Below are 21,088 nucleotides of genomic sequence, written 5' to 3'. Positions count from 1 at the left end.
TATTAGCGTATTTTTAAAGTATGAAAAAGCTACTTTTTTTGATACTTTTTTTTGCTTGCTTCATTAATGCACAAAATCAGGCTAATTGGTGGTTTTTTGGTTCCAATGCTGGTTTAGATTTCAATAGTGGTTCTCCTGTTGCAAATGACCTAGGGCAATTGGATACTACGGAAGGTTGCGCAACCATAAGTGACGCTTGTGGAAATTTATTATTCTATACAGACGGAATAACAATCTGGAATCGCAATCATCAAGTCATGCTCAATGGTTCTGGACTACTAGGTGACCCCAGCAGTACACAATCTGGAATAATTATTCCAATGCCCGAGAATGAAAACCTCTATTACATCTTTACTGTTGGTGATTTTAATCCTGTTACAGGTTTAAATTATAGTGTTGTAGACATGCTATTAGATAATGGATTAGGAGCTGTTATTCCATCTCAAAAAAACATCAATTTGTTACCTGATTCTTCTGAAAAAGTTACCGCAAGTGTCCACAGTAATGGTCGAGATGCGTGGATAATTTCCTATGCCGAATCAAATTTTAATACCGGTATTTTTGATTCATTTTATGCTTTTAAGTTAACTCCGCAAGGATTAGATAACAATGTGATTGTAAGTAACAGTCCTTCCACAAGAGTTGAAGATAGACGTGGATATTTAAAAATTGCTCCTGATGGCAGTAAAATAGCCTTAATGAATCAATTTTTACCTAATGGAACACCTGCCAACAATCTGGGAACAGGTGCCTTTATTTTTGATTTTGACACTACTAACGGTAATGTTACTAATCCCACCGAACTTAGTTTTCCTTCTAATCTATTGGCTTATGGTGGTGAGTTTAGCTTAGACTCTAGGTTATTCTATTTGGATTTGAATACAGCTCAAAATGGTGTATTTGGTGAACGCACGCTACTTCAATACGATACAACTTCACCTAATTACCAATCAAATCCTATTACTATATATCAAACAGATCCTTTGGACTCAACCGATGATGTTTCTAGAGGTGCTTTGCAAATTGGTCCAGATGGTAAAATTTACTATTCAAATGATTTAAAAAACTATTTAAGCGTAATTGATCAACCTAACAACATAGGAGCAAGTGCTGCATTTATTCTTAATGGAGTCAGCCTTGCTCCTGGTACCAATGTAAATGAAGGATTACCACCCTTTTATAATGCTTTTTTTACACCGCGTTTTTCTTTTGTAGAAGGCTGTAGTGGCAATCCTACCCAATTCACAGCAGATGCTTTGGCAACTTGTCCAAACACTACATTGTTGTGGGATTTTGGTGATACAACTAGCAGTACTAACACTAGTACTGTAATAAATCCGACCCATACATTTGTAAGCCCAGGAGATTACCAAGTAAGTTTAACAATAACAACGCCACTTGAAACTTTTACAATAATTGATACCATTACTGTAGTGAACCAACCCAATGCAGGTGCAATTAATGATATAATTGTGTGCGATGACCTCTCAAATGATGGTTTAGCTACAATAGACTTCTCCTTGGTGTCGCAACAAGTGCTTCAAAATAATACCTCCAATAATCTTGAAATCTCATTACACTACAATCTAACTGAAGCTCAGCAAGATTTTAACTCTATTGCGCCTAACACTCAATTAACCTCAGGCATCTATTATGTAAGATTAGACAACTTAAACTCTAACGGCTGTTATGATATAACAAGTTTTGAATTTATCGTAGTTAATTCGCCAATTGCAAATCCTATTCAAATACAATACACGTGTGATATAGGAAATGATGGAATCGAGACAATAGATTTCACTCAAGCCGCTAGTGAGATACTAGGATCCCAAAATCCCATAGATTTTAACGTCAGTTTTTACTCATCAAATAATGATGCTCAAAACAGAATTAATGAGCTTCCTTATTTTCATATACTTAATGCAACAAATACACCTTTCTATGCCCGCATAGAAAATAGCGATTTCACTTCTTGCTTTGAAATTATATCCTTTGACTTCGAGCTTATTGAAGAACCACAAATACCATTTATAAATGATTACGAGGTTTGTGATGATAACTCTAGAGATGGAATTGAAATTTTTGATTTAACCACTATTCGTGATCAAATTCTAAGTAGTACTGCTTCTAACTGGGATGTAAGTTTTCATCCTGATCAAGCTAGCGCTTTGAGTAATAGTAACGCGTTACCAGATAACTATCAAAACACACAGGCAAATGAACAAATTTATATACGATTAGCAAACAACGGTCCAATTATCTGTATAGACACACAACCATTTACTATTGTCGTAAACGAAAAACCCGTTATTACAGTAACAGATCCAGTTGTAACCTGTCCAGACGATGAAGTAACCTTAACAGCCAGCAACAATTTTGATTCCTATTTATGGAGTAATGGTGAAACCACTCGCAGTATAACCACTACTCTACCAGGAATCTATTCGGTAACAGGAATTGATAATAATGGATGTACCGATAGTATTTCAACCAGTATAGCTCATTACGATCTCACTCAACTAGAATCCGTAGAAATTGAGCAATTCACAATACGTTCTAATAGCATCCAGATCGATGTAACAGGAGATGGACCGTGGCAATACAGTATAGATAATTTTATATTTCAGGACAGTCCAGTTTTTACGAATTTGTTACCTGGATTTTATACGATTACAGTACGCTCTCAAACTAACTGTAATACATTAACAGTTCCTGCAACCATTGTAGCTGCTCCACCTTACTTCACTCCAAATGAAGATGGTTTTCACGACTACTGGCAAGTAACCGCGATTGAAACGGAGCCAGATGCAAGTATTTACATCTTTGATCGGTTCGGTAAACTGCTCAAACAATTGGATCCACTAGGTGTAGGATGGGACGGCACTTATAATAACAATCCTATGCCTAGTACAGATTATTGGTACTTAGTTGAACTGGCAGACGGACGCTCCTTTAAAGGTCATTTTTCACTCATCAGATAATTACATTTTTGTTAGGATTATTTTAATTACGCTTTCGCGAAAGCGTACTCATAAAAATCTTAGTTTTACATTATGGACTTCAAAATAGTATCAGACTTTTCGCCAACTGGAGATCAACCACAAGCCATTAAAAAATTGGCCGACGGAATTAATTCAGGAGAACGATATCAAACCTTACTAGGTGTTACAGGAAGTGGAAAAACATTTACTGCTGCAAACGTGGTTGAAAAAACTCAACGCCCTACCCTAGTTTTGTGTCATAATAAAACACTCGCTGCTCAATTATACTCAGAATTCAAAGCTTTTTTTCCTGAAAATGCTGTAGAATACTTTGTTTCCTATTATGATTATTACCAGCCTGAGGCTTTTATACCTACGAGTGGTACTTATATTGAGAAGGACTTATCTATCAACGAGGAAATTGAAAAAATGCGATTGAGCACTACCTCATCTTTACTATCTGGAAGGCGAGATATAATTGTTGTAGCATCGGTATCTTGTTTGTACGGTATAGGTAATCCCGTAGAATTCCAAAAAAATGTAATCAGATTAAAACAAGATCAAGAAATTCCTAGAACCAAGCTATTACAAATGCTGGTACAAAGTTTATACTCTCGTACTACTGCCGATTTTAATCGTGGGAATTTCAGGGTAAAAGGTGATACGCTAGATGTCTTCCCTAGTTATGCAGACACTGCGTTTAGAATTCATTTTTTTGGAGATGAAATTGAAGAAATCGAGAGATTTGATCCGGTAAATGGAAATGTTTTAGAGAAATTCAATCAGATAACTATTTATCCAGCTAATATGTTTGTGACATCACCTGATGTACTACAAAATGCTATTCATCAAATTCAAGAAGATCTAGTTAAACAAGTTGACTATTTTAAAGAAATAGGTAAGCCTCTTGAAGCTAAACGTTTACAGGAACGCACAGAATTTGACCTTGAAATGATCAGAGAATTAGGTTATTGCTCGGGTATCGAAAATTACAGTCGTTATTTAGATGGTCGATTACCAGGAACTAGACCCTTTTGTTTACTAGATTATTTCCCAGACGATTATTTGATGATTATTGACGAAAGCCATGTAAGTGTACCGCAAGTAGGCGCTATGTATGGTGGTGATAGGTCTAGAAAAGAAAACCTAGTTGATTATGGTTTTAGACTACCAGCGGCAATGGACAACAGACCTTTGAAATTTGAAGAGTTTGAAGCTCTTCAAAATCAAGTATTATATGTAAGTGCGACACCTGCTGATTATGAACTTGAAAAAACCGAAGGAATTTATGTAGAGCAAATCATAAGACCTACGGGATTATTAGATCCAATAATCGAAGTGCGTCCTAGTCAAAATCAAATAGATGATCTTGTCGAGGAAATTCGACTGAGAGAAGAACGTGATGAACGTGTACTGGTTACTACTCTTACAAAACGAATGGCAGAAGAATTGACAAAGTATCTCACTCGTATACGTGTGCGATGTCGCTATATTCACAGTGATGTCGACACGCTAGAACGTGTAGAGATAATGAGCGATTTAAGAAGAGGTCTATTTGATGTGTTGATTGGTGTAAACCTATTAAGAGAAGGATTAGATTTACCAGAAGTATCATTAGTTGCTATACTTGATGCTGATAAAGAAGGGTTTTTAAGAAACAATCGATCTTTAACACAAACTATTGGTCGTGCTGCTCGTAATGTAAATGGTCTAGCCATCCTATATGCGGACAAAATCACGGATAGCATGCAAAAAACTATTGATGAAACGGAATATAGACGTAGCAAGCAAATTGCCTATAACGAAGAAAATGGCCTAACTCCAACTGCAATCAAAAAATCATTGGACAATACTATTGCTCGTAAAAATGCTGCTAGCTATGCCATTGAAGAAGTGCTCACTCAACAAGCAGCTGAAGAGGAAGCTGAATACTTATCAAAAGAGCAATTAGACAAAAAAGTAAGAGATACACGCAAGGCGATGGAGAAAGCTGCCAAAGAATTGGACTTCATGGAAGCAGCTAGATTACGAGACCAACTTAAGATGTATCAAGAAAAAGCAAGTTCTTAACTTACTGATAGCTATATATTAACGATTATTTAAACCTTACATCTATTTTTTAAGATGTAAAGCGTTTTTTGTCCATAAGCAGTCAATCTAAAAAATATAGTAGAAATAAACTGATTAATTTAAGGCTCTTAACAAATCAGATATGAAACAGTTTTTACTCATATTTTTAATAGCTATCAGCTACTCGGTAACAGCTCAAGTGGGAATAGGAACAGCAACACCAGTAACTGACTTACAAGTTGAAGCAAGTACATCATTAGGTCCAGGAGAATTTAATGGAATTATGGTTCCTAGAGTAAGTAATATACCATCACCAGCTGCTCCTGCTGGTACCATAATTTACTTAGACACTGTGGACGGTTCAAACCCAATAGGATTTTATTTTAGTAATGGTAGTGCCTACCAAAACGTAACTGATTTATCCAGCGGTACTGCTGCATTTTTTGACAGTGGAACAACTACTAATGCTACCGCTACAACTTCAGAAATATTTAGATCAGGAAGAACGCGCTTCGGTAACGATGGAGTACCTGCAAGTGTTGTGAGTATTGAAAACCAAGGAGCTCTAGCTTCTGAAGATCGCATCACATTATCCATAACTAATAGACATTCTAGTAGTGCCCTGTCTTCCAATACGTATTCCATAAACGTAAACAACACAAGTTCTGCAAGAGGAAATAAAGTAGGAATTAATAATGAAATATCCAGCAGTGGAGATGGTACACATATAGGGCTAAATAATCTTACAGAGATAAATTCATCAAGCACTGCTACTAGTTATGGTATTAATAACAATATCGATACGGGATCCACATCTGCAGGCACTATTTATGGAATAAGAACAGTCAGTGGTAATTCAACAAGTACAGGAGTGAGATACGGGATATATTCTCAGGCAATTAATGATGGATCCAGTAATGCCTATTCCGGGTATTTTTCAGGTGATAGATTTGCCATAAGGAATGAAGCTGATACCGATGGATATGAATTACCTACGGTGGATGGTAGCGCAGGTCAAGTCCTTACCACAGATGGAAGCGGAAACGCTAGTTGGCAAAACGAAGCAGATGCTAGTGCTACCAATGAAGGAGTTTTAACTGTTGATAATAGCGGTATAAATACAGCAACCATAACAAGTAACACAACAGGATCTGAAACAGCCACAATAACAGGTGGCAATGGAATAACTGTAAGCGAGGTAAGTAATTCAATAACAATTTCTCCAACTATCAGACCTTTCTCAACGATTCAATTATATACGCAACATGATGGAACTGGTTATGTAATTAACAATACTTCTGGTCAAAATATTAATTTGACAAACGCTGCGCTAGAGCCTACATTATATAACAGTCTAGGAAATATAGAAATTAAAATGGTGGTTAGGTATCGAAACAACAATGCTTCAACTGCAAACTTTCAATTAAGATCGACTACTACAACAACTGATAATTTTCCTATAACTTCTAGTTCTGCGTGGACATATTCTAATATTTTTGATGATGGATTTGGAAATACAGAAACAATCGCAACAAGCCCTTGGGAACCTTTTAATGCAGGTTTGTCCGCACAAGATATTAAATTACATTCTTGGGTAGGAAGTAATAATATTGCTTTAAGGAACGTATATATTCTAATAAGATCCCAATAATTATTTTTACGTTTCGCTTTCGCGAAAGCTTAACACCTATTAATCGCAAACTTCATAACTTTGAAAAAAAGGTTATGAAGTTTTTTTATTTATATGTACTAGTCGCAACACTTATCTCTTGTCAAACTGACAAAGAAACATCAACTACCGATGAAGTCAGTACTCCAACAAAATCAAAAAGACAATCTCGTTCTTTAGATGAAAATTTTAAATCTTACTGGTTTGATGGTACCGCAGAAATTTCTAGTTATGAGTTGAATCAAGCACGTTATGGAGAAATGAGACAAGGTACAGCAGTATTAATCTATGTAACTGAACCGTTTGATTCTAAGGACCAAATTAAAGCTGATCGTATTAAAGATGATAATTATTCAGTCCTTAAACTTAATGCAACAAGGGATTTTAATACCGGTATTTATCCTTATAAAATGATGAGCAGTACATTTTTACCTTTAGATTTTGAAGGTAATTCTATCAAAGTTGCAGCTTCAATTCAAGAATGGTGCGGTCATACTTATATGCAATTCAATGAGAACAATACGTCATATGATGTTCAATTGCATTCTTATTTTCAAAGTGAAGGCAATAAAAGTTTCCAAATAGAGAGCGCACTACTTGAAAATCAAATTCCTAGTCAATTGAGATTAGGACCATTGAAAATGCCAGTAGACACCCTTAATATCGTGCCTAGTGCAGAATTTTTAAGGCTTAAGCATATAGATGCCGAACCAATGGAGGCGATAGCCAAACTTAGAGAATTACCAGATGGATATTTATACAGTGTAAATTATCCTGAAATCAATAGAACTATTGCTTATAAAACTGAAAAAGAGTTCCCGTTCAGGATATTAAACTGGATGGAACGCTACATGGATAATCAAATTCCTATGGTAAGTACGGCCAGCCTTAAAAAAACGATAAAAACAGATTATTGGAATAAAAACTCTAATAAATTCGCACACTTAAGGGACAGTTTGCAACTATGATCGAACTATTAAAAAAAGAGGAATTTATAATCACTGTAATCATCGTTATCTTAGGGATTGTCACCCATAGATTGATTATATGGAGTGCTTCAAAAATATCAGAACGCGTATCAAGATCAGAATTGCGCAAGCAATACGTAAGCAGGTATTTTGGTTATATACTTTGGACCTTGTGTTTGATAAGTATAATACTTGTTTGGGGTATTAATAACGATGGTTTTTGGGTAGCACTAGGTAGTGCATTTGCCGTTGTAGGTGTTGCTTTATTTGCAAACTGGAGTATTTTGAGCAATGTTACTGCTAGCTTCATACTTTACTTTACTTTTCCCTATAAGATAGGTGACAGAGTGCGTATTCATGATAAAGATCTACCTGTAACCGCTACCATTAAGGATATTAAAGGATTTTATACATTACTAGAAACTAGTGAAGGTGAGGAAATAACTTACCCCAATAACTTATTATTACAAAAAGGCGTTTCTATATTACATCAAAGAAAAGAGTCTATCTTTGATATAACAAATGAAACCGATCCCACAGCTACTTAATTATGGACTTACAAGATCAACTTAAAAATCTATTTCCTGATCACGATTATAAGGAGGAAGAAAAAGCACCAGAAAGCAATGTTTGGCTACAAGATGATCCATTACTTTGCAAGTTTGAGAAGAGAAAAGGAAAAGTAAACACCATTATTTCAGGCTACAATGGTGCGACTAGTGACTTCAAAATATTAGCCAAAGAAATTAAAACAACTCTAGGAGTAGGCGGTAGTTTTAAAAATGATGAAATCATAATTCAAGGTGATTACAGAGATAGAATTATGGATATTCTTAAAGACAAAGGCTTTAAGGTTAAACGAGTAGGCGGATAGGTTTACATTTTTACATGTCTTTGTAAAAAGGCTGTTGTTTTATTTTGCCATTGCGTTATTTGCCTCCTTCTTTTATCATTGGCATCCTTGATAGCTTTATTATAAGCACTAGTTGCTTGAGCTATTTTTTTACGATCGCCCGTGCTTTCTATTAATTTGAAATTTTTAATTTCTTGAAATTCCTGACCACACAATGTTTGTATATAACTCATATATTCTTGTGCAGCTGTAACTAAAGATGAATCATTATTCAGTAATTCGGGCACTTCAATTAAATCAAGATTTGCCTGGCACAATTGATTTTCTATGGAGTTAAGTTGGTTGCCACTTTTATTATGTAAATCGGTCCAATATTGCTGTTCAAGATTAATTAATTTTTTAATCTGGATGTTGTAATGATGATAGTAATCATAGGCAGCCATTGTAGTATTCATCGCAATTGCCACATCAGACCTATTGAGTTCTAGTTGTAAATTGTGTTCACTAGCAAAGTTTTGAACGGCATTGTCATAATCAACACGCAGTTGTACAATAGCTCTACGTATATTTAATTGTAATTCATAAGGATCTACCTCAACCTTTTTAAGTTCCTTATTTCGTAATAAAACGTATAAATCTTTTTTTACGATTGCCAGATTACCTTCAAAGTAGGCTTTGGCTTGATTTTTAAAATCCTCATGTGCGGTAGGACGTTTTTGAACCTTTTTTAATGCTCGCAGTAAATAGTTTTCTAATCTTTTCCTATTGGATTTTAGTTCAAATAGACTACCACCATTCGTATAAGCGTTCATGTATTCCCAGGTTTGAACAACAACATCTTCATTAAGGTCATCGATAAACTTTAAATATTGACGTGGGTTATCGCTAGCAGTCGTTGTAGCAATGGTAAAAACAAATAATAATGAAATAAAAATCCTCATAAAAAAAACCGCTTTATAAAAGCGGCTTAAATATAAATGATTCTAATTATTCATCACCTACAATGTACTCGATAGCTTTAGCGAGCTTAAAATCTTTTTCTGTTAAACCACCAGCATCGTGTGTATTCAACGTGATTTCTAGCGTGTTATAAACGTTGTACCATTCTGGGTGATGCTCCATTTTTTCTGCTTCCATAGCAATTCGCGTCATCACAGAAAAACAATCCATAAAATTGTCAAATTCAAAAGTAGTATGGATAGCATCGTCATAATAATCCCATCCTTCAACTTCTTTTAAATGTTCTTCAATTTGTGCCTCGGTTAATTTGTTCATAGCTGTATATTTTGTTTAAATTTAATCACGCTTTCGCGAAAGCGTACACAAAACTATCATAATAATTCATCCCTAACCTTATGAGAATATTATTTCTTACTCTTTTATTGACTATTTCCTTTTATGCTAAAGGACAGAATGACTCAATACCTAAAGATGCAGTACATTTAAGAGAGGTTCCTAAACATAATCTAGTGATCGATCTCGGACTTTCATCACCTACAGGAGACTATAAAGATGTTGCTGTATCTGGATTAAATATAGGTGCAGGATATGATTTCTACATGGACAAGCACTGGGCTCTTACTGCCAGCACTAGATATGTTTATAATGAGTTCTCACCTATCGGAAGCACTCAACAAACAACCATTAACAATGAAGAAAACTGGAGCGCCTTTACTCTAGCAATAGGACCTCAATATAGCTTTACTAACAATCGATTTCAATTAGACGCATTCACAAGAATAGGATTTCAATTTATTGATGAGCAAGAAAGTAGTGCAACGTCAAGTCTCATAGAAACGAATTACGCTACCGATAGCGAAAACTTTAATACGACCGCTGCCGTGCTACAGGTAGGTTTGCGTTTTAATTATTACTTTAGAAGAAGCGTTCAAGTTTTCTTTTCTCCACAATATATGAGTACACTAGGAGAACCTATAGCCTATTTTAGTGGAAATGGAACTGTTGATCGTAAATTAACCAATTTCTCAAACATTTTATTCAATGTAGGTCTTAAGATCGCAATAGGACCAGAATACAGCAACGGAGAAATGAGAGATGATTCCTTTTAAATAGATATTATGACCATTAAAGCTGAAAATATACAGGACTATATTACCCAAATTCCAGAAGAACGTAAAGAGCCCTTTACTAAATTATATGATACTTTAAAATGCAATTTACCGGCTGGACTTACAGAGGGAATGCTTTATAACATGCCTGGATTTTATATCTCATTAGAAGATTACCCACATGGGTATAGAGCAAATAAAAAGGTGACTCCTCTACCCTTTATCAATCTAGCAAGTCAAAAAAATTACATCGCGCTATATCATATGGGAATGTATGCACACCAACCTACCTATCAATGGTTTGTAGATGAATATCCCAAGCATTCTAAGTATAAATTAGATATGGGAAAAAGCTGTGTGCGTTTTAAAAAACCAGACGCCATACCCTTTGAACTAATAGCCGAACTAGCATCCAAAATGAGTGTTGATAAATGGATTCAAGTGTATGAAGAGAATCTAGCAAAAAAATAATCGGTGAAAAATTTGTATGTCACTTTTATAACTTTTTCTCTCTTAGCATCTGTAGGCTGTAATCAAAAAGAACGTTCTAATTCTATAGAAATTAAAGAATCAAAGGAAGCAATAAAACAAGTAAATGTAAACAGCACAACCGAAAGTGAACCTAATGATTCTATTGAAAATAAACCCGTTATAAGATATGCCTCAGCCCAATCTGGTCTTAATTACAGAGAAGAGCCTGATGGTAAAGTTCTAGGAAAGTTTTTCCTAAACGAAACTATTGAAGTGGTTGAGTACACCAATAAATATTACGAGATAGTTGATGATGATCAAATCTATGAAGGTACTTGGCTAGGCATTAAAAAACAAAAAGACACGGTATATGTTGTTGATGCTTTTGTATCTGATTCACCTGTTTATTCAGATAGAAAAGTATACTACGTCACTTCAATTGATCCTTATGGAGAAGATGAAAATTACAAAGGCAATGTAAATATAAGTGAAGCCCCTAATTATAATTCGAACTTTTATTCTGCTTTGGATGAAGAAAAAACGTATTCAAAAGAGTACTTTGAATGGGACAAGGCGTATAGAGATAACTTTTTAAAGGCAGGTGGCATTACTAAATATGATCAATTACACGTAACCAAAATTACTATTGGTCAAGTCGCAAGTTATCCTATTAAAAACTTAAAACTTATCGCAAATGTGAACGTTTATGCCAGCGGTAGCGGTGAATACAACGTTTATGATTTTGAAACTTGTCTAGAATTACCAGAAAATACAAATACTGATTTTGATTTTGCTACCATAGCTATTGATAATCCATTTGAAACTGCAACAGATTTTAAATACTTAAAATGGTTTCCACAAGAAGAAACAGAAAGTCTAAGACATCTATATACAAAACGATTTCCTTATCTTAAATCAGAGTTTTCAAATGAACCTAAGACTAAATTGTTTTACACTATTTATAACAACTATACAATATACTCTCTGGATCATGTAAACAAGTATAACTTACTAACCCGTTATGTGATTGTAATAAAAGAAAACGGTGAAATTACCAACTCATTTATTGAGCAAGAAGGAGAAAGTACTGGTCTCATTCCTTTAAATACAGATTATCTTGAAAGCTCCTCACAATTTGCAATGAAACTATTTAAAAATGAACCACCACTTATTTACGGCCTGAGTAGTGAATCTTTTGGTTGTCCAAAGTTGTACTACCTTGAAAGCAACTATCCTAATATTATTTTAAGTTGTGACAATAGACATTAAGAAGCTTCAATTGTCTCCATTGCCCATTTTTTAAGTAATTCAAATTGCTCTTCTCTAGACATTTCACTAGTATCTAACAATCTAGCATCTTTTGCTTGGATTAAAGGACTGTCCTCACGAGTAGAATCAATATGATCTCGCTGTAAAACATTTTTATGTATTTCTTCATAGGTTACTTGATCGCCACGTTGCACTAGCTCGTCATACCTGCGTTTTGCTCTTACCTCTGGAGCGGCAGTCATAAATACCTTTAGCTCGGCATTGGGAAAAACAACAGTACCTATATCTCTACCATCCATGACTATACCTCGCTCCTGGCCCATGGCTTGTTGTTGTTCTACAAGTTTAGCTCTTACCTCACTTATTTCGGCAACTGGACTTACAATATTACTTACCTCGAGTGTACGTATTTCTTTTTCAATGTTTGTTCCATTTAGATAAACATCTGCTTTATGAGTGTCTGGATTTAATTTAAATGATATGGCAAGACCAGGTAATGCAGCTATTAAGGCTTGTTTATCTAAACTACCATTTTCAACCAGATTTGAAGATAATGCATGAAAGGCAATAGCACGATACATAGCACCTGTATCAACATAAACGTAATCTAAATGTTCTGCAAGTTGTTTAGCAGCCGTGCTTTTACCAGTGCTTGAATGCCCGTCTATGGCAATTATAATTCTTCCCATTATTGTAAATCTATATTAACTCCTATAAAACTGGTGTGCGCTGCCAGACTATAGCGAGCATGCGAATAACTGAATCGCATTTTATTCATTTTTAAACTAAACCCAGCGCTTAATCCACTAAATGCTCGTGTATCCTGAATACGCAATTCTTCAGAGCGTCTAAAACTGTAACCCAACCTTATTTCAAAAGTTTGCTCAGGAAATAATTCTACTCCTAAAACGGTATGCCTGAGCATATTATTAAAAAATCCAGGTTCATCTTCTATCACATTCCCATCGAGATCTGTTTGAGCATTTGCGGTATTTGAAAAGGCCAAATTCCATTTTTGCAAGTTTTCCAAAGTAACATGAAGTCTTACCGGTAACTGTTTCATGGTATTTGAAAATCCTACAGCAATCTCTAGCGGTAAATCTTCTTGTAATTCATTATATGGAGTAAACTGTATACCTAAATTTCTAACTACCAGCGCGGCTCTTATCGCTTTATCTTCATTGTAATAAAGCAACCCTAGATCAAGCGCACCACCTAGTGAGGTGTAAATGTCAAGTTTTGAAGAAATGAATTTAACATTTGCGCCTACATAAAAATCGGACCAAGGTATGTTGTAACTGTATCCAGCAGAAATTGCTGTTTCATTACCACTAAAATCTCCCGTTGAAATCCCTTGTTCATTGTAACCGGCAAATGTTCCATAATTCACATAGGTTACACCTACATGAAAGGTTTGCACATGCCTGTCCCAAGTATAAGCATAACTGGCTGTTCCATAATTAATATCACCTAACCAATTAGCATAATTTACTTGTAATTGATTATCCATTTTGGGATTTATAGTCGCTGGATTGTAAAATGCTGTAGTGGGATCATAATCTACACTGGTAAGCACTCTACCGCCCAAAGCAGCCTGCTTAGTTCCTGATACGAGATTAAGAAATTGATACGTTGAGGTTCCTCCTATTTGCGCTTTCGCGAAAGCGGAAAAAAGAAAAATCAAACAGAAAAAATACCTCATTAAGTGTTTCAAATTATGTAGCAATAACGCATGCAAGTTTAAAAAATTTTAAGAGAACTATGATTTGATGCGTACCAGGCCATCTTCATCAATGTAATCTAGACTTACAAGCTCTAATTGATTGACTAGATTAGGGTTCCAAAAGGTTTTTACTTTTACGTAATTTTCAGTAAAACCATGTATGAAACCTTCCTTGTTTTCAGCTTCCCAAAGAACCGTTTTTTCTTTACCTAATTGACTTTCATAGAAGGCTCTGCGTTTTTTAACCGATAAACCTCGTAGCATTTTACTACGTTTTTTACGCACATTCATTGGTACAGGACTATCCATGGTTGCGGCAAGTGTATTATCTCTTTCTGAGTATGTGAAAACATGCAGGTAAGAAATGTCCAGTTCTGATAAAAATTGATATGTATCTAGAAAGTGTTCATCTGTTTCACCAGGAAATCCCACGATAACATCTACACCTATACAGCAATCAGGCATCACCTCTTTAATTTTAGTAACCCGATCAACATATAATTCTCTATTATAACGGCGACGCATTTTACCTAGCAATTCATTGTTACCTGATTGTAAGGGAATGTGAAAATGCGGCACAAAGGCGTTTGCACGGCTAACGAACTCAATAGTTTCATTTTTAAGTAGATTAGGTTCGATACTAGAGATACGTAATCTTTCTATACCGTTCACCGTGTCTAGAGCATGTACAAGGTCTAGAAAAGTATGCTCATGTCTTTTATTACCAAATTCACCTTTTCCGTAGTCGCCTATATTTACACCGGTGAGGACAATTTCCTTGATACCTTTATTGCTAATCTCTCTAGCGTTATTCATTACATTTTCAAGAGTATCACTTCTAGAAATACCGCGTGCCAGTGGTATGGTGCAATAGGTACATTTATAATCACAACCGTCCTGTACTTTGAGAAAAGCTCGTGTGCGATCACCTATAGAATAGGATCCTACATAAAAATCGGCATCGTCTATTTCACAGGAATGAATTTGCGCTGGTTCTTCTTTAGACAGTTGATTAAGATAATCTGTTACCTTAAACTTTTCAGTAGCTCCAAGAACTAGGTCTACACCATCAACGGCTGCCAGTTCTGCAGGTTTTAATTGTGCATAACAACCTACCGCAATTACAAAAGCATCTTCATTGTGCTGTTGTGCTTTTCTTACAATGGACTTAAATCGTTTATCGGCATTTTCTGTAACACTACATGTATTGATTACATAAATATCTGCTTTTTCATTGAAATCCACTCTATCAAAGCCTTCGTCTTTAAAACTGCGTGCAATGGTACTGGTTTCACTAAAATTAAGCTTACACCCTAATGTGTAAAATGCGACTGATTTTGCAGCTGTTGCTACCTCCATATTCCTTTTCCTAAATAGGCTGCAAAGATAATTGAAAGGAATGAGTTGAAAAGCAGAATCCTATAACAGCTTATTCTTAGTATTTTTGCAAGAAAATAAGAATAGTGCGCATAGATATAATCACCGTTTTACCAGAATTAATAACTAGTCCATTTGAAGCCAGTATTTTAAAACGTGCTGTGGAAAAAGGTCTTGTTGAGGTACATCTACACGATTTGAGAAAGTACGGTCTTAATAAATACAATCAAATTGATGATTATCAATATGGTGGTGGCGCTGGCATGGTGATGATGATCGAGCCTATAGATCACATAATTTCGGATCTCAAAAAAGAACGTGATTATGATGAAATCATTTACATGACGCCAGATGGAGAGACTTTGAATCAAGGAATAGCAAATACTATTTCACTTCAAGAAAACATTATCATTTTATGTGGTCATTATAAAGGTGTCGATCAACGTGTAAGAGATATGTTTGTTACCAAAGAAATTTCCATAGGTGATTACGTACTCTCTGGTGGTGAACTAGGAGCTGCTGTATTATGTGATGCAGTAATACGTTTAATTCCTGGTGTCCTATCAAATGAAACAAGTGCACTTACCGATAGTTTTCAAGACGACTTACTTGCGCCACCGGTATACACGCGTCCTGCTAATTATAAAGGTCAACAAGTACCTGGAATATTACTAAGCGGAAATTTTCAAGCCATAGATAAATGGCGAGAAGAACAAGCGTTTAAACGCACGGAAGAACGTCGCCCTGATTTATTAAAAAACGATTAACTTAAATTAACGTCACAGTTTGGCAAAATAATTGTATCTTTATTTTGAAATTGTATAAAATGAAGAAACTATTACTCTCTTTTACCCTAGTACTTGGTTTGTGCTTTACAGTGAAGGCTTCTGTAATAGTACCTACCTCTCCTGTATCGACTTATTCTTACAATCAGATAGGAAACGAAAATCTAATTTTACTTTCCAATCCAGTAAAGAACGGAACTTTAAAGTTCTCATTGAATAATACAAACTCCAGCAGCCTACAATTAAGTATCATTAATTCGCTAGGAAAAGAAGTCTATCGAACAAATAGTAAAATCAAATCGGGTGTAATGTCCTTTGATGTTTCAAAATTAAGCGCTGGTATTTATTTCCTTAGAGTTAATACGGAAGGAAATAGTCACGTTAAGAAACTTATCATTCAATAAAGTTTTTTTTATTTTATTTATTGTACACTTTTAAATAAGTGTTTATTTTTGCAGCTCGTTAAATCAACCTCTGACGAGGTTCGTGTATGTTGTTTTAATTAAATATAATAAGTCTATAAAAATGTCAGATTTAGTAAAGTTCGTACAAGACGAATTTATTTCAACAAAAGATTTACCAAAATTCTCAGCTGGTGATACTATCACAGTTTATTATGAGATTAAAGAAGGTGAAAAAAGCCGTACTCAGTTTTTCCGTGGTGTTGTACTACAATTAAGAGGTACTGGAGCAACTAAAACTTTTACAATTAGAAAAATGAGTGGTGGTATAGGTGTAGAAAGAATTTTCCCTATCAACCTTCCAGCTATTCAGAAAATCGAAATCAATAAAAGAGGTAAAGTACGTAGAAAACGTATCTTCTACTTTAGAGAACTTACTGGAAAGAAAGCTCGTATCAAAGAAGCTCAAAGAAAGTAATTTTCATTATATCAAAAAAAAAGCTGTCCAAACGGACAGCTTTTTTTTTGATATAAAATGATCCAAATCTCAATTATTGGATTTAATTATTCTTTTAAAACTTTAAAAGTCATATAAACATCTTCTTCTGGCCAGTCTCTAGAATCTGTAGGAATTTGAGAGATACGTTCCAATACTTCCATACCTTCCACTACTCTACCAAAAATGGTGTGCTCTCCATCTAAATGTTCTGCCTTTTTCAACGTAATAAAGAAGTCAAAAGCATTGTGCCAGTTGTCTGGATTATTATCCCATGATTTTGCCATACTTAAAGTACCGCGTTCATGTTTTACGTTGTCTAAAAAATGAGGTGGTAATTGGTAATTTCCCGAACTATTGCGCATCATTGATGGGTATGAATCATCGCTATTACCACCTTGTACAATAAAATCATCTACTACTCGATGAAAAACTGTTTGATTAAAGTATCCATTCTTGATCAAGTAAATGAAACTTGATCTATAAAGTTCAGTTTCTTTAAATAATTCAAAGGTTACATCACCATATTTTGTCGAGAGAAGAACACGAGTTTCAGGATTCTTTTTTCCATATCGCTTAAAAAATAATGACACACTATCCTGAGGTATGTAATGTAAAAGCGTATCTCCTTTGGCGCTTACTGCACGTGTATAAATTTTCTCTAAACGTCGTTCTTCTTTTTCTTCCTTAGTTATCCATTTTCCTGCATTTGATTCCTTACTAGGAGTATCAACCTCATTAAGAGTTACAGGTGTATCTTTACATGAGTAAAAAAAGACAATTAGACAAATACAGTATAATGATTTCATACGAGCAATTTTTGCAATGGGTACCAAAATTAAAAAATCTTGAAGCTCCAGGGGCAGAAAGTCAGCTTAAAATGGCTGCATTGGAAAGATTAGAAGAATTACAGTCAGTAGGCTTAGAAAAAAATACACCTAAAAAGGCTGCTGTAATGATGTATGTATATCCTAAAAACAACGAGGCTCATTTTGTTCTCATTGAAAGGCAAAAAAGCAAAGGTAAACATAGTGGACAAATTGCCTTTCCTGGAGGAAAAACAGAACCGGATGATAACGGTTTTGAAGATACTGCTTTGAGAGAAACCTTTGAAGAGGTTGGCGTACCTTATGAATTTCAAGAAATAATCATCGAAGGCACACCCTTGTATATTCCACCTAGCAATTATCTTGTGTATAATTATTTGGCGTACTATCCCCATAAACAGCTTGATTTTAATGGTAAAAAAGAACTTGATACAAATAATTTTTTATCCTTCACACCTCAAATTGAAGAAGTTAAATCAATAATTGAGGTCCCTTTGAGTGAATTTCTAGAAACTTCTGATTCGGATAGAGTGGTATTATCAACTAGTTATATGACAGAAGTTAGTGTGCCCTGCTATCGCTTACAAGGAAATATCGTTTGGGGAGCAACTGCCATGATGCTTTCAGAATATAAAGTATTGATGAGGCAGATTGTAAACAAATAAAAAAAGCTCCAATTAATTGGAGCTTTTCATTTCTGTATAAACAAGATTAATTTTGCTTCTTCGCATCTATTTTAGCTTGTTCCATACCTTCTTCAATCATGTTAAAGAATTGATCAAGTTTAGGTAATACAACTATTCTAGTTCTTCTGTTTTTGGCACGTCCTTCAGCCGTATCATTTGAAGCAACAGGCATGTAATAACTACGACCAGCAGCTGTCATACGTTTAGGATCCACACTAAACTCTTCTTGTAATACTCTAGTTACAGCAAGAGCTCTTGCGGTACTTAACTCCCAATTGTCTTTAAAATTGGCGCTTGCAATAGGCTTATTATCTGTATGACCTTCAATCATTATGTCAATTTCAGGTTTATCATTTACAACAGTTGCCACTTTGCCTAATACTCTTTTTGCCTCTTGCTGTACTTGTGCCTGACCACTCTTAAATAAGAGTTTATCACTGATCGAAATATAAACTACGCCTTTCTCTACATTAACCTCGATATCTTGGTCGTTTAAGTTACCTAATGAACTCTTTAAACTAGTTACTAAGGCAATAGTTACACTGTCTTTCTTACTGATAGCATCATTTAGAGATTTAATTTGTAAATCTTTTTCACGAATGCTTTCTAAGCTACGCTCTAGGTTACGACTACCCTGTGTAGAAAGAGTAACTAATTCACCGTTATTATCCATAAGAGCTGCATTAGTATTCTTTAAGGTAGAAATTTGATCGTTTTTAGAGTCGATACTAGCTTTTGCTGCTTTTAAATCCGATTCACATGCGTTGAGCTTCACGGTTGCTGTATCTAGTAATTCTTTAGTCTCTTGTTGTTTAGCTAGTGCGGCTTCCAATTCTTTTTTAGAAGCACAACTAGCAAGCACAATCCCACTTAATAATAATACTGCTATTTTCTTCATCTTTATTATAAATTTTGATCAAAAATATAAAAGTCAAAACACAATCATGCGCTATTAACACTAGATTATCAAAAATCTTCTATAAATCTTGATAACGCGTTTTCTTCCAGAAGTAATACTTTAAAACTACAGAGAATGAAGTTAAAGAAACATTTTCAACAACCGATTGTTTCTTAATCGCTTTACGTTTATTTACAAACTTTCCGAGAGATAAATAGAAATCTTTATGAGCCTTTAAAACAGCAACAAAAAAAGTAAATCCGTAATCGCTCCATAATTTAAAAGCTGCTAGACCATCTAGTACCATTCTTATAAATAAATGTAGCAGCCATAATGAATGATGATTGTTTTTTACTTGAACAAACAAACTATTTCTAAAGTTCAAATAGGTTTTTTTAGGATTGGTATAGCTTAGTGTCGCACCACCTTTATGATAGACCTGACTTGATGGAATAGCCTTAATTTCTTTATCTAGAAGTTTTATTCTCCAGCACAAATCAATCTCTTCTTGATGGGCAAAGAAATCTTCATCTAACCTACCAGCGGCAGTAAACACCCTTTTATTCACAAATAAACAAGCTCCACTAGCCCAGTCAACATCTACTACCGTATCATATTGTCCGTAATCTTGCTCTATAGTATCAAAAACACGTCCGCGACAATATGGGTAACCGAAACGATCCAAGAATCCACCTGCTGCGCCTGCATATTCAAAAAGTTCCTTTTGTTTATCATCTAAAATCTTCGGTTGACAGGCCGCAAGTTTTGGATATTTTTCTATGGCATTTGTGATAGGTTCCAACCAGTTCTCGGTGACTCTAACATCACTATTTAGTAAACAAATCCACTCTTCTTTTATCTTGTCAATACCACGGTTGTAACCACCTGAATAACCAAAGTTTTGATCCAGAATAATAATCTCGACTTTATTTACATAATGACTCTTGATCCATTGAACAGAATCATCAGTTGATGCATTATCAATTATGTAAATGGGATGTTCATTGCTGTACTTTACTACCTCGGGTAAATATTCCTTTAGTAAAGACAAACCATTCCAATTAAGTATAGCTATGGCAATTTTCATAAAGAATATTCTGGAATATCCGGGATAAATGTATAACCTCTTGTTTCATAATCCATGGTACAAAAATAATGATCTAATCCATTTGTAACCATCAAATACTCCGATTGTAATTCTTTATTATATCTCGCGATTTGGTCAAAGGTTTCTTGGGTGATTTTAACATCAGGTGCTTTACACTCTACGACTAGGTGAACGCTTCCATCCTTATTATAGGAAACGATATCATACCGCTTGACTGTACCCGATACACTTATTTGTTTTTCTACTGTAAGAAGATTTAAGGGTATACGCTTTCGCGAAAGCAAAAACTCCACCACATGTTGCCTTACCCATTCCTCTGGAGTGAGTACAATAAATTTTTTTCTAACCTGGTCAAAAATCAAGCGCCCTTTTTCAGTACTTTTGACTCTAAATTTTCCGGCTGGTAAATGCAGTGGAATCATAAAGCAATAATACAA

The 21,088-nt window shown here is 34.9% G+C and carries 22 protein-coding genes; 13 read left to right on the top strand and 9 right to left on the bottom strand.

Annotation, left to right across the window (positions count from 1 at the left end; translation table 11 throughout):
• The first annotated feature begins 20 nt into the window (after positions 1 to 20).
• The 6 genes from HCN53_RS02260 to HCN53_RS02235 all read left to right on the top strand — a co-directional run bounded on the left by HCN53_RS02260 (position 21) and on the right by HCN53_RS02235 (position 8,562).
• The gene (locus HCN53_RS02260) at positions 21 to 2,981 is read left to right on the top strand and encodes a T9SS type B sorting domain-containing protein (RefSeq protein ID WP_167341880.1); all 2,961 of its coding nucleotides are present in this window, start codon (positions 21 to 23) and stop codon (positions 2,979 to 2,981) included.
• A 72-nt stretch (positions 2,982 to 3,053) separates the two neighbouring features.
• Complete coding sequence (uvrB, locus tag HCN53_RS02255; protein WP_085774585.1) at positions 3,054 to 5,051, top strand: excinuclease ABC subunit UvrB; 1,998 nt, start codon at positions 3,054 to 3,056, stop codon at positions 5,049 to 5,051.
• Between the two features lie 142 nt (positions 5,052 to 5,193).
• Positions 5,194 to 6,702 (top strand): hypothetical protein, encoded by a 1,509-nt coding sequence (locus HCN53_RS02250; protein WP_167341879.1) that lies wholly within the window; start codon positions 5,194 to 5,196, stop codon positions 6,700 to 6,702.
• Between the two features lie 74 nt (positions 6,703 to 6,776).
• The gene (locus tag HCN53_RS02245) at positions 6,777 to 7,688 is read left to right on the top strand and encodes a septum formation inhibitor Maf (RefSeq protein ID WP_167341878.1); all 912 of its coding nucleotides are present in this window, start codon (positions 6,777 to 6,779) and stop codon (positions 7,686 to 7,688) included.
• Positions 7,685 to 8,236 (top strand): mechanosensitive ion channel family protein, encoded by a 552-nt coding sequence (locus HCN53_RS02240; protein WP_060522631.1) that lies wholly within the window; start codon positions 7,685 to 7,687, stop codon positions 8,234 to 8,236. The genes HCN53_RS02245 and HCN53_RS02240 overlap by 4 nt, the downstream gene beginning before the upstream one ends.
• Positions 8,237 to 8,238: 2 nt before the next feature.
• On the top strand, positions 8,239 to 8,562 hold the full coding sequence (locus HCN53_RS02235) for a translation initiation factor (RefSeq protein WP_042278637.1): 324 nt from the start codon (positions 8,239 to 8,241) through the stop codon (positions 8,560 to 8,562).
• Positions 8,563 to 8,564: 2 nt separating this feature from the next.
• Here HCN53_RS02235 and HCN53_RS02230 read toward each other — a convergent pair whose 3' ends face one another.
• Positions 8,565 to 9,482, bottom strand: a complete 918-nt coding sequence (locus HCN53_RS02230) for a hypothetical protein (RefSeq protein WP_167341877.1) — start codon at positions 9,480 to 9,482, stop codon at positions 8,565 to 8,567.
• Positions 9,483 to 9,528: 46 nt separating this feature from the next.
• Complete coding sequence (locus tag HCN53_RS02225) at positions 9,529 to 9,816, bottom strand: 4a-hydroxytetrahydrobiopterin dehydratase (RefSeq protein ID WP_060522635.1); 288 nt, start codon at positions 9,814 to 9,816, stop codon at positions 9,529 to 9,531.
• Between the two features lie 80 nt (positions 9,817 to 9,896).
• Between HCN53_RS02225 and HCN53_RS02220 the strand changes: the two genes are divergently transcribed.
• From HCN53_RS02220 to HCN53_RS02210, 3 genes are read left to right on the top strand one after another with little or no spacing between them, the layout of a single operon-like run.
• A complete protein-coding gene (locus tag HCN53_RS02220; RefSeq protein ID WP_167341876.1) occupies positions 9,897 to 10,610 on the top strand; it encodes an outer membrane beta-barrel protein in 714 nt (237 codons plus the stop codon).
• 9 nt (positions 10,611 to 10,619) lie between these two features.
• A complete protein-coding gene (locus HCN53_RS02215) occupies positions 10,620 to 11,081 on the top strand; it encodes a DUF1801 domain-containing protein (RefSeq protein WP_167341875.1) in 462 nt (153 codons plus the stop codon).
• Positions 11,082 to 11,084: 3 nt separating this feature from the next.
• Positions 11,085 to 12,350: a hypothetical protein gene (locus HCN53_RS02210; protein ID WP_167341874.1), complete on the top strand. Its 1,266-nt coding sequence runs from the start codon at positions 11,085 to 11,087 to the stop codon at positions 12,348 to 12,350.
• Here the strand turns inward: HCN53_RS02210 and cmk are convergent.
• The 3 genes from cmk to mtaB are packed head-to-tail and all read right to left on the bottom strand — an operon-like array spanning position 12,347 to position 15,432.
• Positions 12,347 to 13,039, bottom strand: coding sequence for a (d)CMP kinase (gene cmk / locus HCN53_RS02205; protein WP_167341873.1), 693 nt, complete (start codon positions 13,037 to 13,039; stop codon positions 12,347 to 12,349). The two genes, HCN53_RS02210 and cmk, sit on opposite strands and share 4 nt — an antisense overlap.
• Positions 13,039 to 14,052 (bottom strand): type IX secretion system protein PorQ, encoded by a 1,014-nt coding sequence (gene porQ / locus HCN53_RS02200; RefSeq protein ID WP_042278630.1) that lies wholly within the window; start codon positions 14,050 to 14,052, stop codon positions 13,039 to 13,041. Before porQ ends, cmk begins: the two co-directional genes overlap by 1 nt.
• A 57-nt stretch (positions 14,053 to 14,109) precedes the next feature.
• On the bottom strand, positions 14,110 to 15,432 hold the full coding sequence (gene mtaB, locus HCN53_RS02195) for a tRNA (N(6)-L-threonylcarbamoyladenosine(37)-C(2))-methylthiotransferase MtaB (RefSeq protein ID WP_167341872.1): 1,323 nt from the start codon (positions 15,430 to 15,432) through the stop codon (positions 14,110 to 14,112).
• A 104-nt stretch (positions 15,433 to 15,536) separates the two neighbouring features.
• Between mtaB and trmD the strand changes: the two genes are divergently transcribed.
• The 3 genes from trmD to rplS all read left to right on the top strand — a co-directional run bounded on the left by trmD (position 15,537) and on the right by rplS (position 17,114).
• Complete coding sequence (gene trmD / locus HCN53_RS02190; RefSeq protein WP_167341871.1) at positions 15,537 to 16,217, top strand: tRNA (guanosine(37)-N1)-methyltransferase TrmD; 681 nt, start codon at positions 15,537 to 15,539, stop codon at positions 16,215 to 16,217.
• Between the two features lie 59 nt (positions 16,218 to 16,276).
• Entirely contained in the window at positions 16,277 to 16,639 is a 363-nt protein-coding gene (locus HCN53_RS02185; protein WP_105018846.1) for a T9SS type A sorting domain-containing protein, read from the top strand.
• A 121-nt stretch (positions 16,640 to 16,760) separates the two neighbouring features.
• Positions 16,761 to 17,114, top strand: coding sequence for a 50S ribosomal protein L19 (gene rplS, locus HCN53_RS02180; RefSeq protein WP_042278627.1), 354 nt, complete (start codon positions 16,761 to 16,763; stop codon positions 17,112 to 17,114).
• Positions 17,115 to 17,200: 86 nt separating this feature from the next.
• Here rplS and HCN53_RS02175 read toward each other — a convergent pair whose 3' ends face one another.
• Positions 17,201 to 17,941, bottom strand: a complete 741-nt coding sequence (locus tag HCN53_RS02175; RefSeq protein ID WP_167341870.1) for a peptidylprolyl isomerase — start codon at positions 17,939 to 17,941, stop codon at positions 17,201 to 17,203.
• Between HCN53_RS02175 and HCN53_RS02170 the strand changes: the two genes are divergently transcribed.
• Positions 17,932 to 18,624, top strand: coding sequence for an NUDIX hydrolase (locus HCN53_RS02170; protein WP_167341869.1), 693 nt, complete (start codon positions 17,932 to 17,934; stop codon positions 18,622 to 18,624). The two genes, HCN53_RS02175 and HCN53_RS02170, sit on opposite strands and share 10 nt — an antisense overlap.
• 46 nt (positions 18,625 to 18,670) lie before the next feature.
• On the opposite strand, the gene HCN53_RS02165 is transcribed toward HCN53_RS02170, so the two are convergent.
• From HCN53_RS02165 to HCN53_RS02155, 3 genes are all read right to left on the bottom strand, one after another.
• Positions 18,671 to 19,543 carry a flagellar motor protein MotB gene (locus HCN53_RS02165; RefSeq protein WP_105018843.1) on the bottom strand — a complete coding sequence of 291 codons (873 nt, stop codon included), beginning with the start codon at positions 19,541 to 19,543 and terminating at the stop codon, positions 18,671 to 18,673.
• A gap of 79 nt (positions 19,544 to 19,622) precedes the next feature.
• Positions 19,623 to 20,630, bottom strand: a complete 1,008-nt coding sequence (locus HCN53_RS02160) for a glycosyltransferase family 2 protein (protein ID WP_167341868.1) — start codon at positions 20,628 to 20,630, stop codon at positions 19,623 to 19,625.
• Positions 20,627 to 21,073: a type I restriction enzyme HsdR N-terminal domain-containing protein gene (locus HCN53_RS02155; protein ID WP_167341867.1), complete on the bottom strand. Its 447-nt coding sequence runs from the start codon at positions 21,071 to 21,073 to the stop codon at positions 20,627 to 20,629. Before HCN53_RS02155 ends, HCN53_RS02160 begins: the two co-directional genes overlap by 4 nt.
• Between the last annotated feature and the right edge of the window lie 15 nt (positions 21,074 to 21,088).

The sequence above is a fragment of the Nonlabens sp. SY33080 genome, from assembly GCF_011784885.1.
GTDB classification, from domain to species: Bacteria; Bacteroidota; Bacteroidia; order Flavobacteriales; family Flavobacteriaceae; genus Nonlabens; species Nonlabens tegetincola.
The sequence above is the reverse complement of the archived record's forward strand: the minus strand, read 5'-3'. Positions and strand labels throughout refer to the sequence as shown.

What these genes read in the sequence shown, in the direction of transcription:
- HCN53_RS02260 (WP_167341880.1), top strand. Translation starts at nt 21, where the DNA reads ATGAAAAAGCTACTTTTTTTGATACTTTTTTTTGCTTGCTTCATTAAT.
- uvrB (WP_085774585.1), top strand. Translation starts at nt 3,054, where the DNA reads ATGGACTTCAAAATAGTATCAGACTTTTCGCCAACTGGAGATCAACCA.
- HCN53_RS02250 (WP_167341879.1), top strand. Translation starts at nt 5,194, where the DNA reads ATGAAACAGTTTTTACTCATATTTTTAATAGCTATCAGCTACTCGGTA.
- HCN53_RS02245 (WP_167341878.1), top strand. Translation starts at nt 6,777, where the DNA reads ATGAAGTTTTTTTATTTATATGTACTAGTCGCAACACTTATCTCTTGT.
- HCN53_RS02240 (WP_060522631.1), top strand. Translation starts at nt 7,685, where the DNA reads ATGATCGAACTATTAAAAAAAGAGGAATTTATAATCACTGTAATCATC.
- HCN53_RS02235 (WP_042278637.1), top strand. Translation starts at nt 8,239, where the DNA reads ATGGACTTACAAGATCAACTTAAAAATCTATTTCCTGATCACGATTAT.
- HCN53_RS02230 (WP_167341877.1), bottom strand. Translation starts at nt 9,482, where the DNA reads ATGAGGATTTTTATTTCATTATTATTTGTTTTTACCATTGCTACAACG.
- HCN53_RS02225 (WP_060522635.1), bottom strand. Translation starts at nt 9,816, where the DNA reads ATGAACAAATTAACCGAGGCACAAATTGAAGAACATTTAAAAGAAGTT.
- HCN53_RS02220 (WP_167341876.1), top strand. Translation starts at nt 9,897, where the DNA reads ATGAGAATATTATTTCTTACTCTTTTATTGACTATTTCCTTTTATGCT.
- HCN53_RS02215 (WP_167341875.1), top strand. Translation starts at nt 10,620, where the DNA reads ATGACCATTAAAGCTGAAAATATACAGGACTATATTACCCAAATTCCA.
- cmk (WP_167341873.1), bottom strand. Translation starts at nt 13,039, where the DNA reads ATGGGAAGAATTATAATTGCCATAGACGGGCATTCAAGCACTGGTAAA.
- porQ (WP_042278630.1), bottom strand. Translation starts at nt 14,052, where the DNA reads ATGAGGTATTTTTTCTGTTTGATTTTTCTTTTTTCCGCTTTCGCGAAA.
- mtaB (WP_167341872.1), bottom strand. Translation starts at nt 15,432, where the DNA reads ATGGAGGTAGCAACAGCTGCAAAATCAGTCGCATTTTACACATTAGGG.
- HCN53_RS02185 (WP_105018846.1), top strand. Translation starts at nt 16,277, where the DNA reads ATGAAGAAACTATTACTCTCTTTTACCCTAGTACTTGGTTTGTGCTTT.
- rplS (WP_042278627.1), top strand. Translation starts at nt 16,761, where the DNA reads ATGTCAGATTTAGTAAAGTTCGTACAAGACGAATTTATTTCAACAAAA.
- HCN53_RS02170 (WP_167341869.1), top strand. Translation starts at nt 17,932, where the DNA reads ATGATTTCATACGAGCAATTTTTGCAATGGGTACCAAAATTAAAAAAT.
- HCN53_RS02175 (WP_167341870.1), bottom strand. Translation starts at nt 17,941, where the DNA reads ATGAAATCATTATACTGTATTTGTCTAATTGTCTTTTTTTACTCATGT.
- HCN53_RS02165 (WP_105018843.1), bottom strand. Translation starts at nt 19,543, where the DNA reads ATGAAGAAAATAGCAGTATTATTATTAAGTGGGATTGTGCTTGCTAGT.
- HCN53_RS02160 (WP_167341868.1), bottom strand. Translation starts at nt 20,630, where the DNA reads ATGAAAATTGCCATAGCTATACTTAATTGGAATGGTTTGTCTTTACTA.
- HCN53_RS02155 (WP_167341867.1), bottom strand. Translation starts at nt 21,073, where the DNA reads ATGATTCCACTGCATTTACCAGCCGGAAAATTTAGAGTCAAAAGTACT.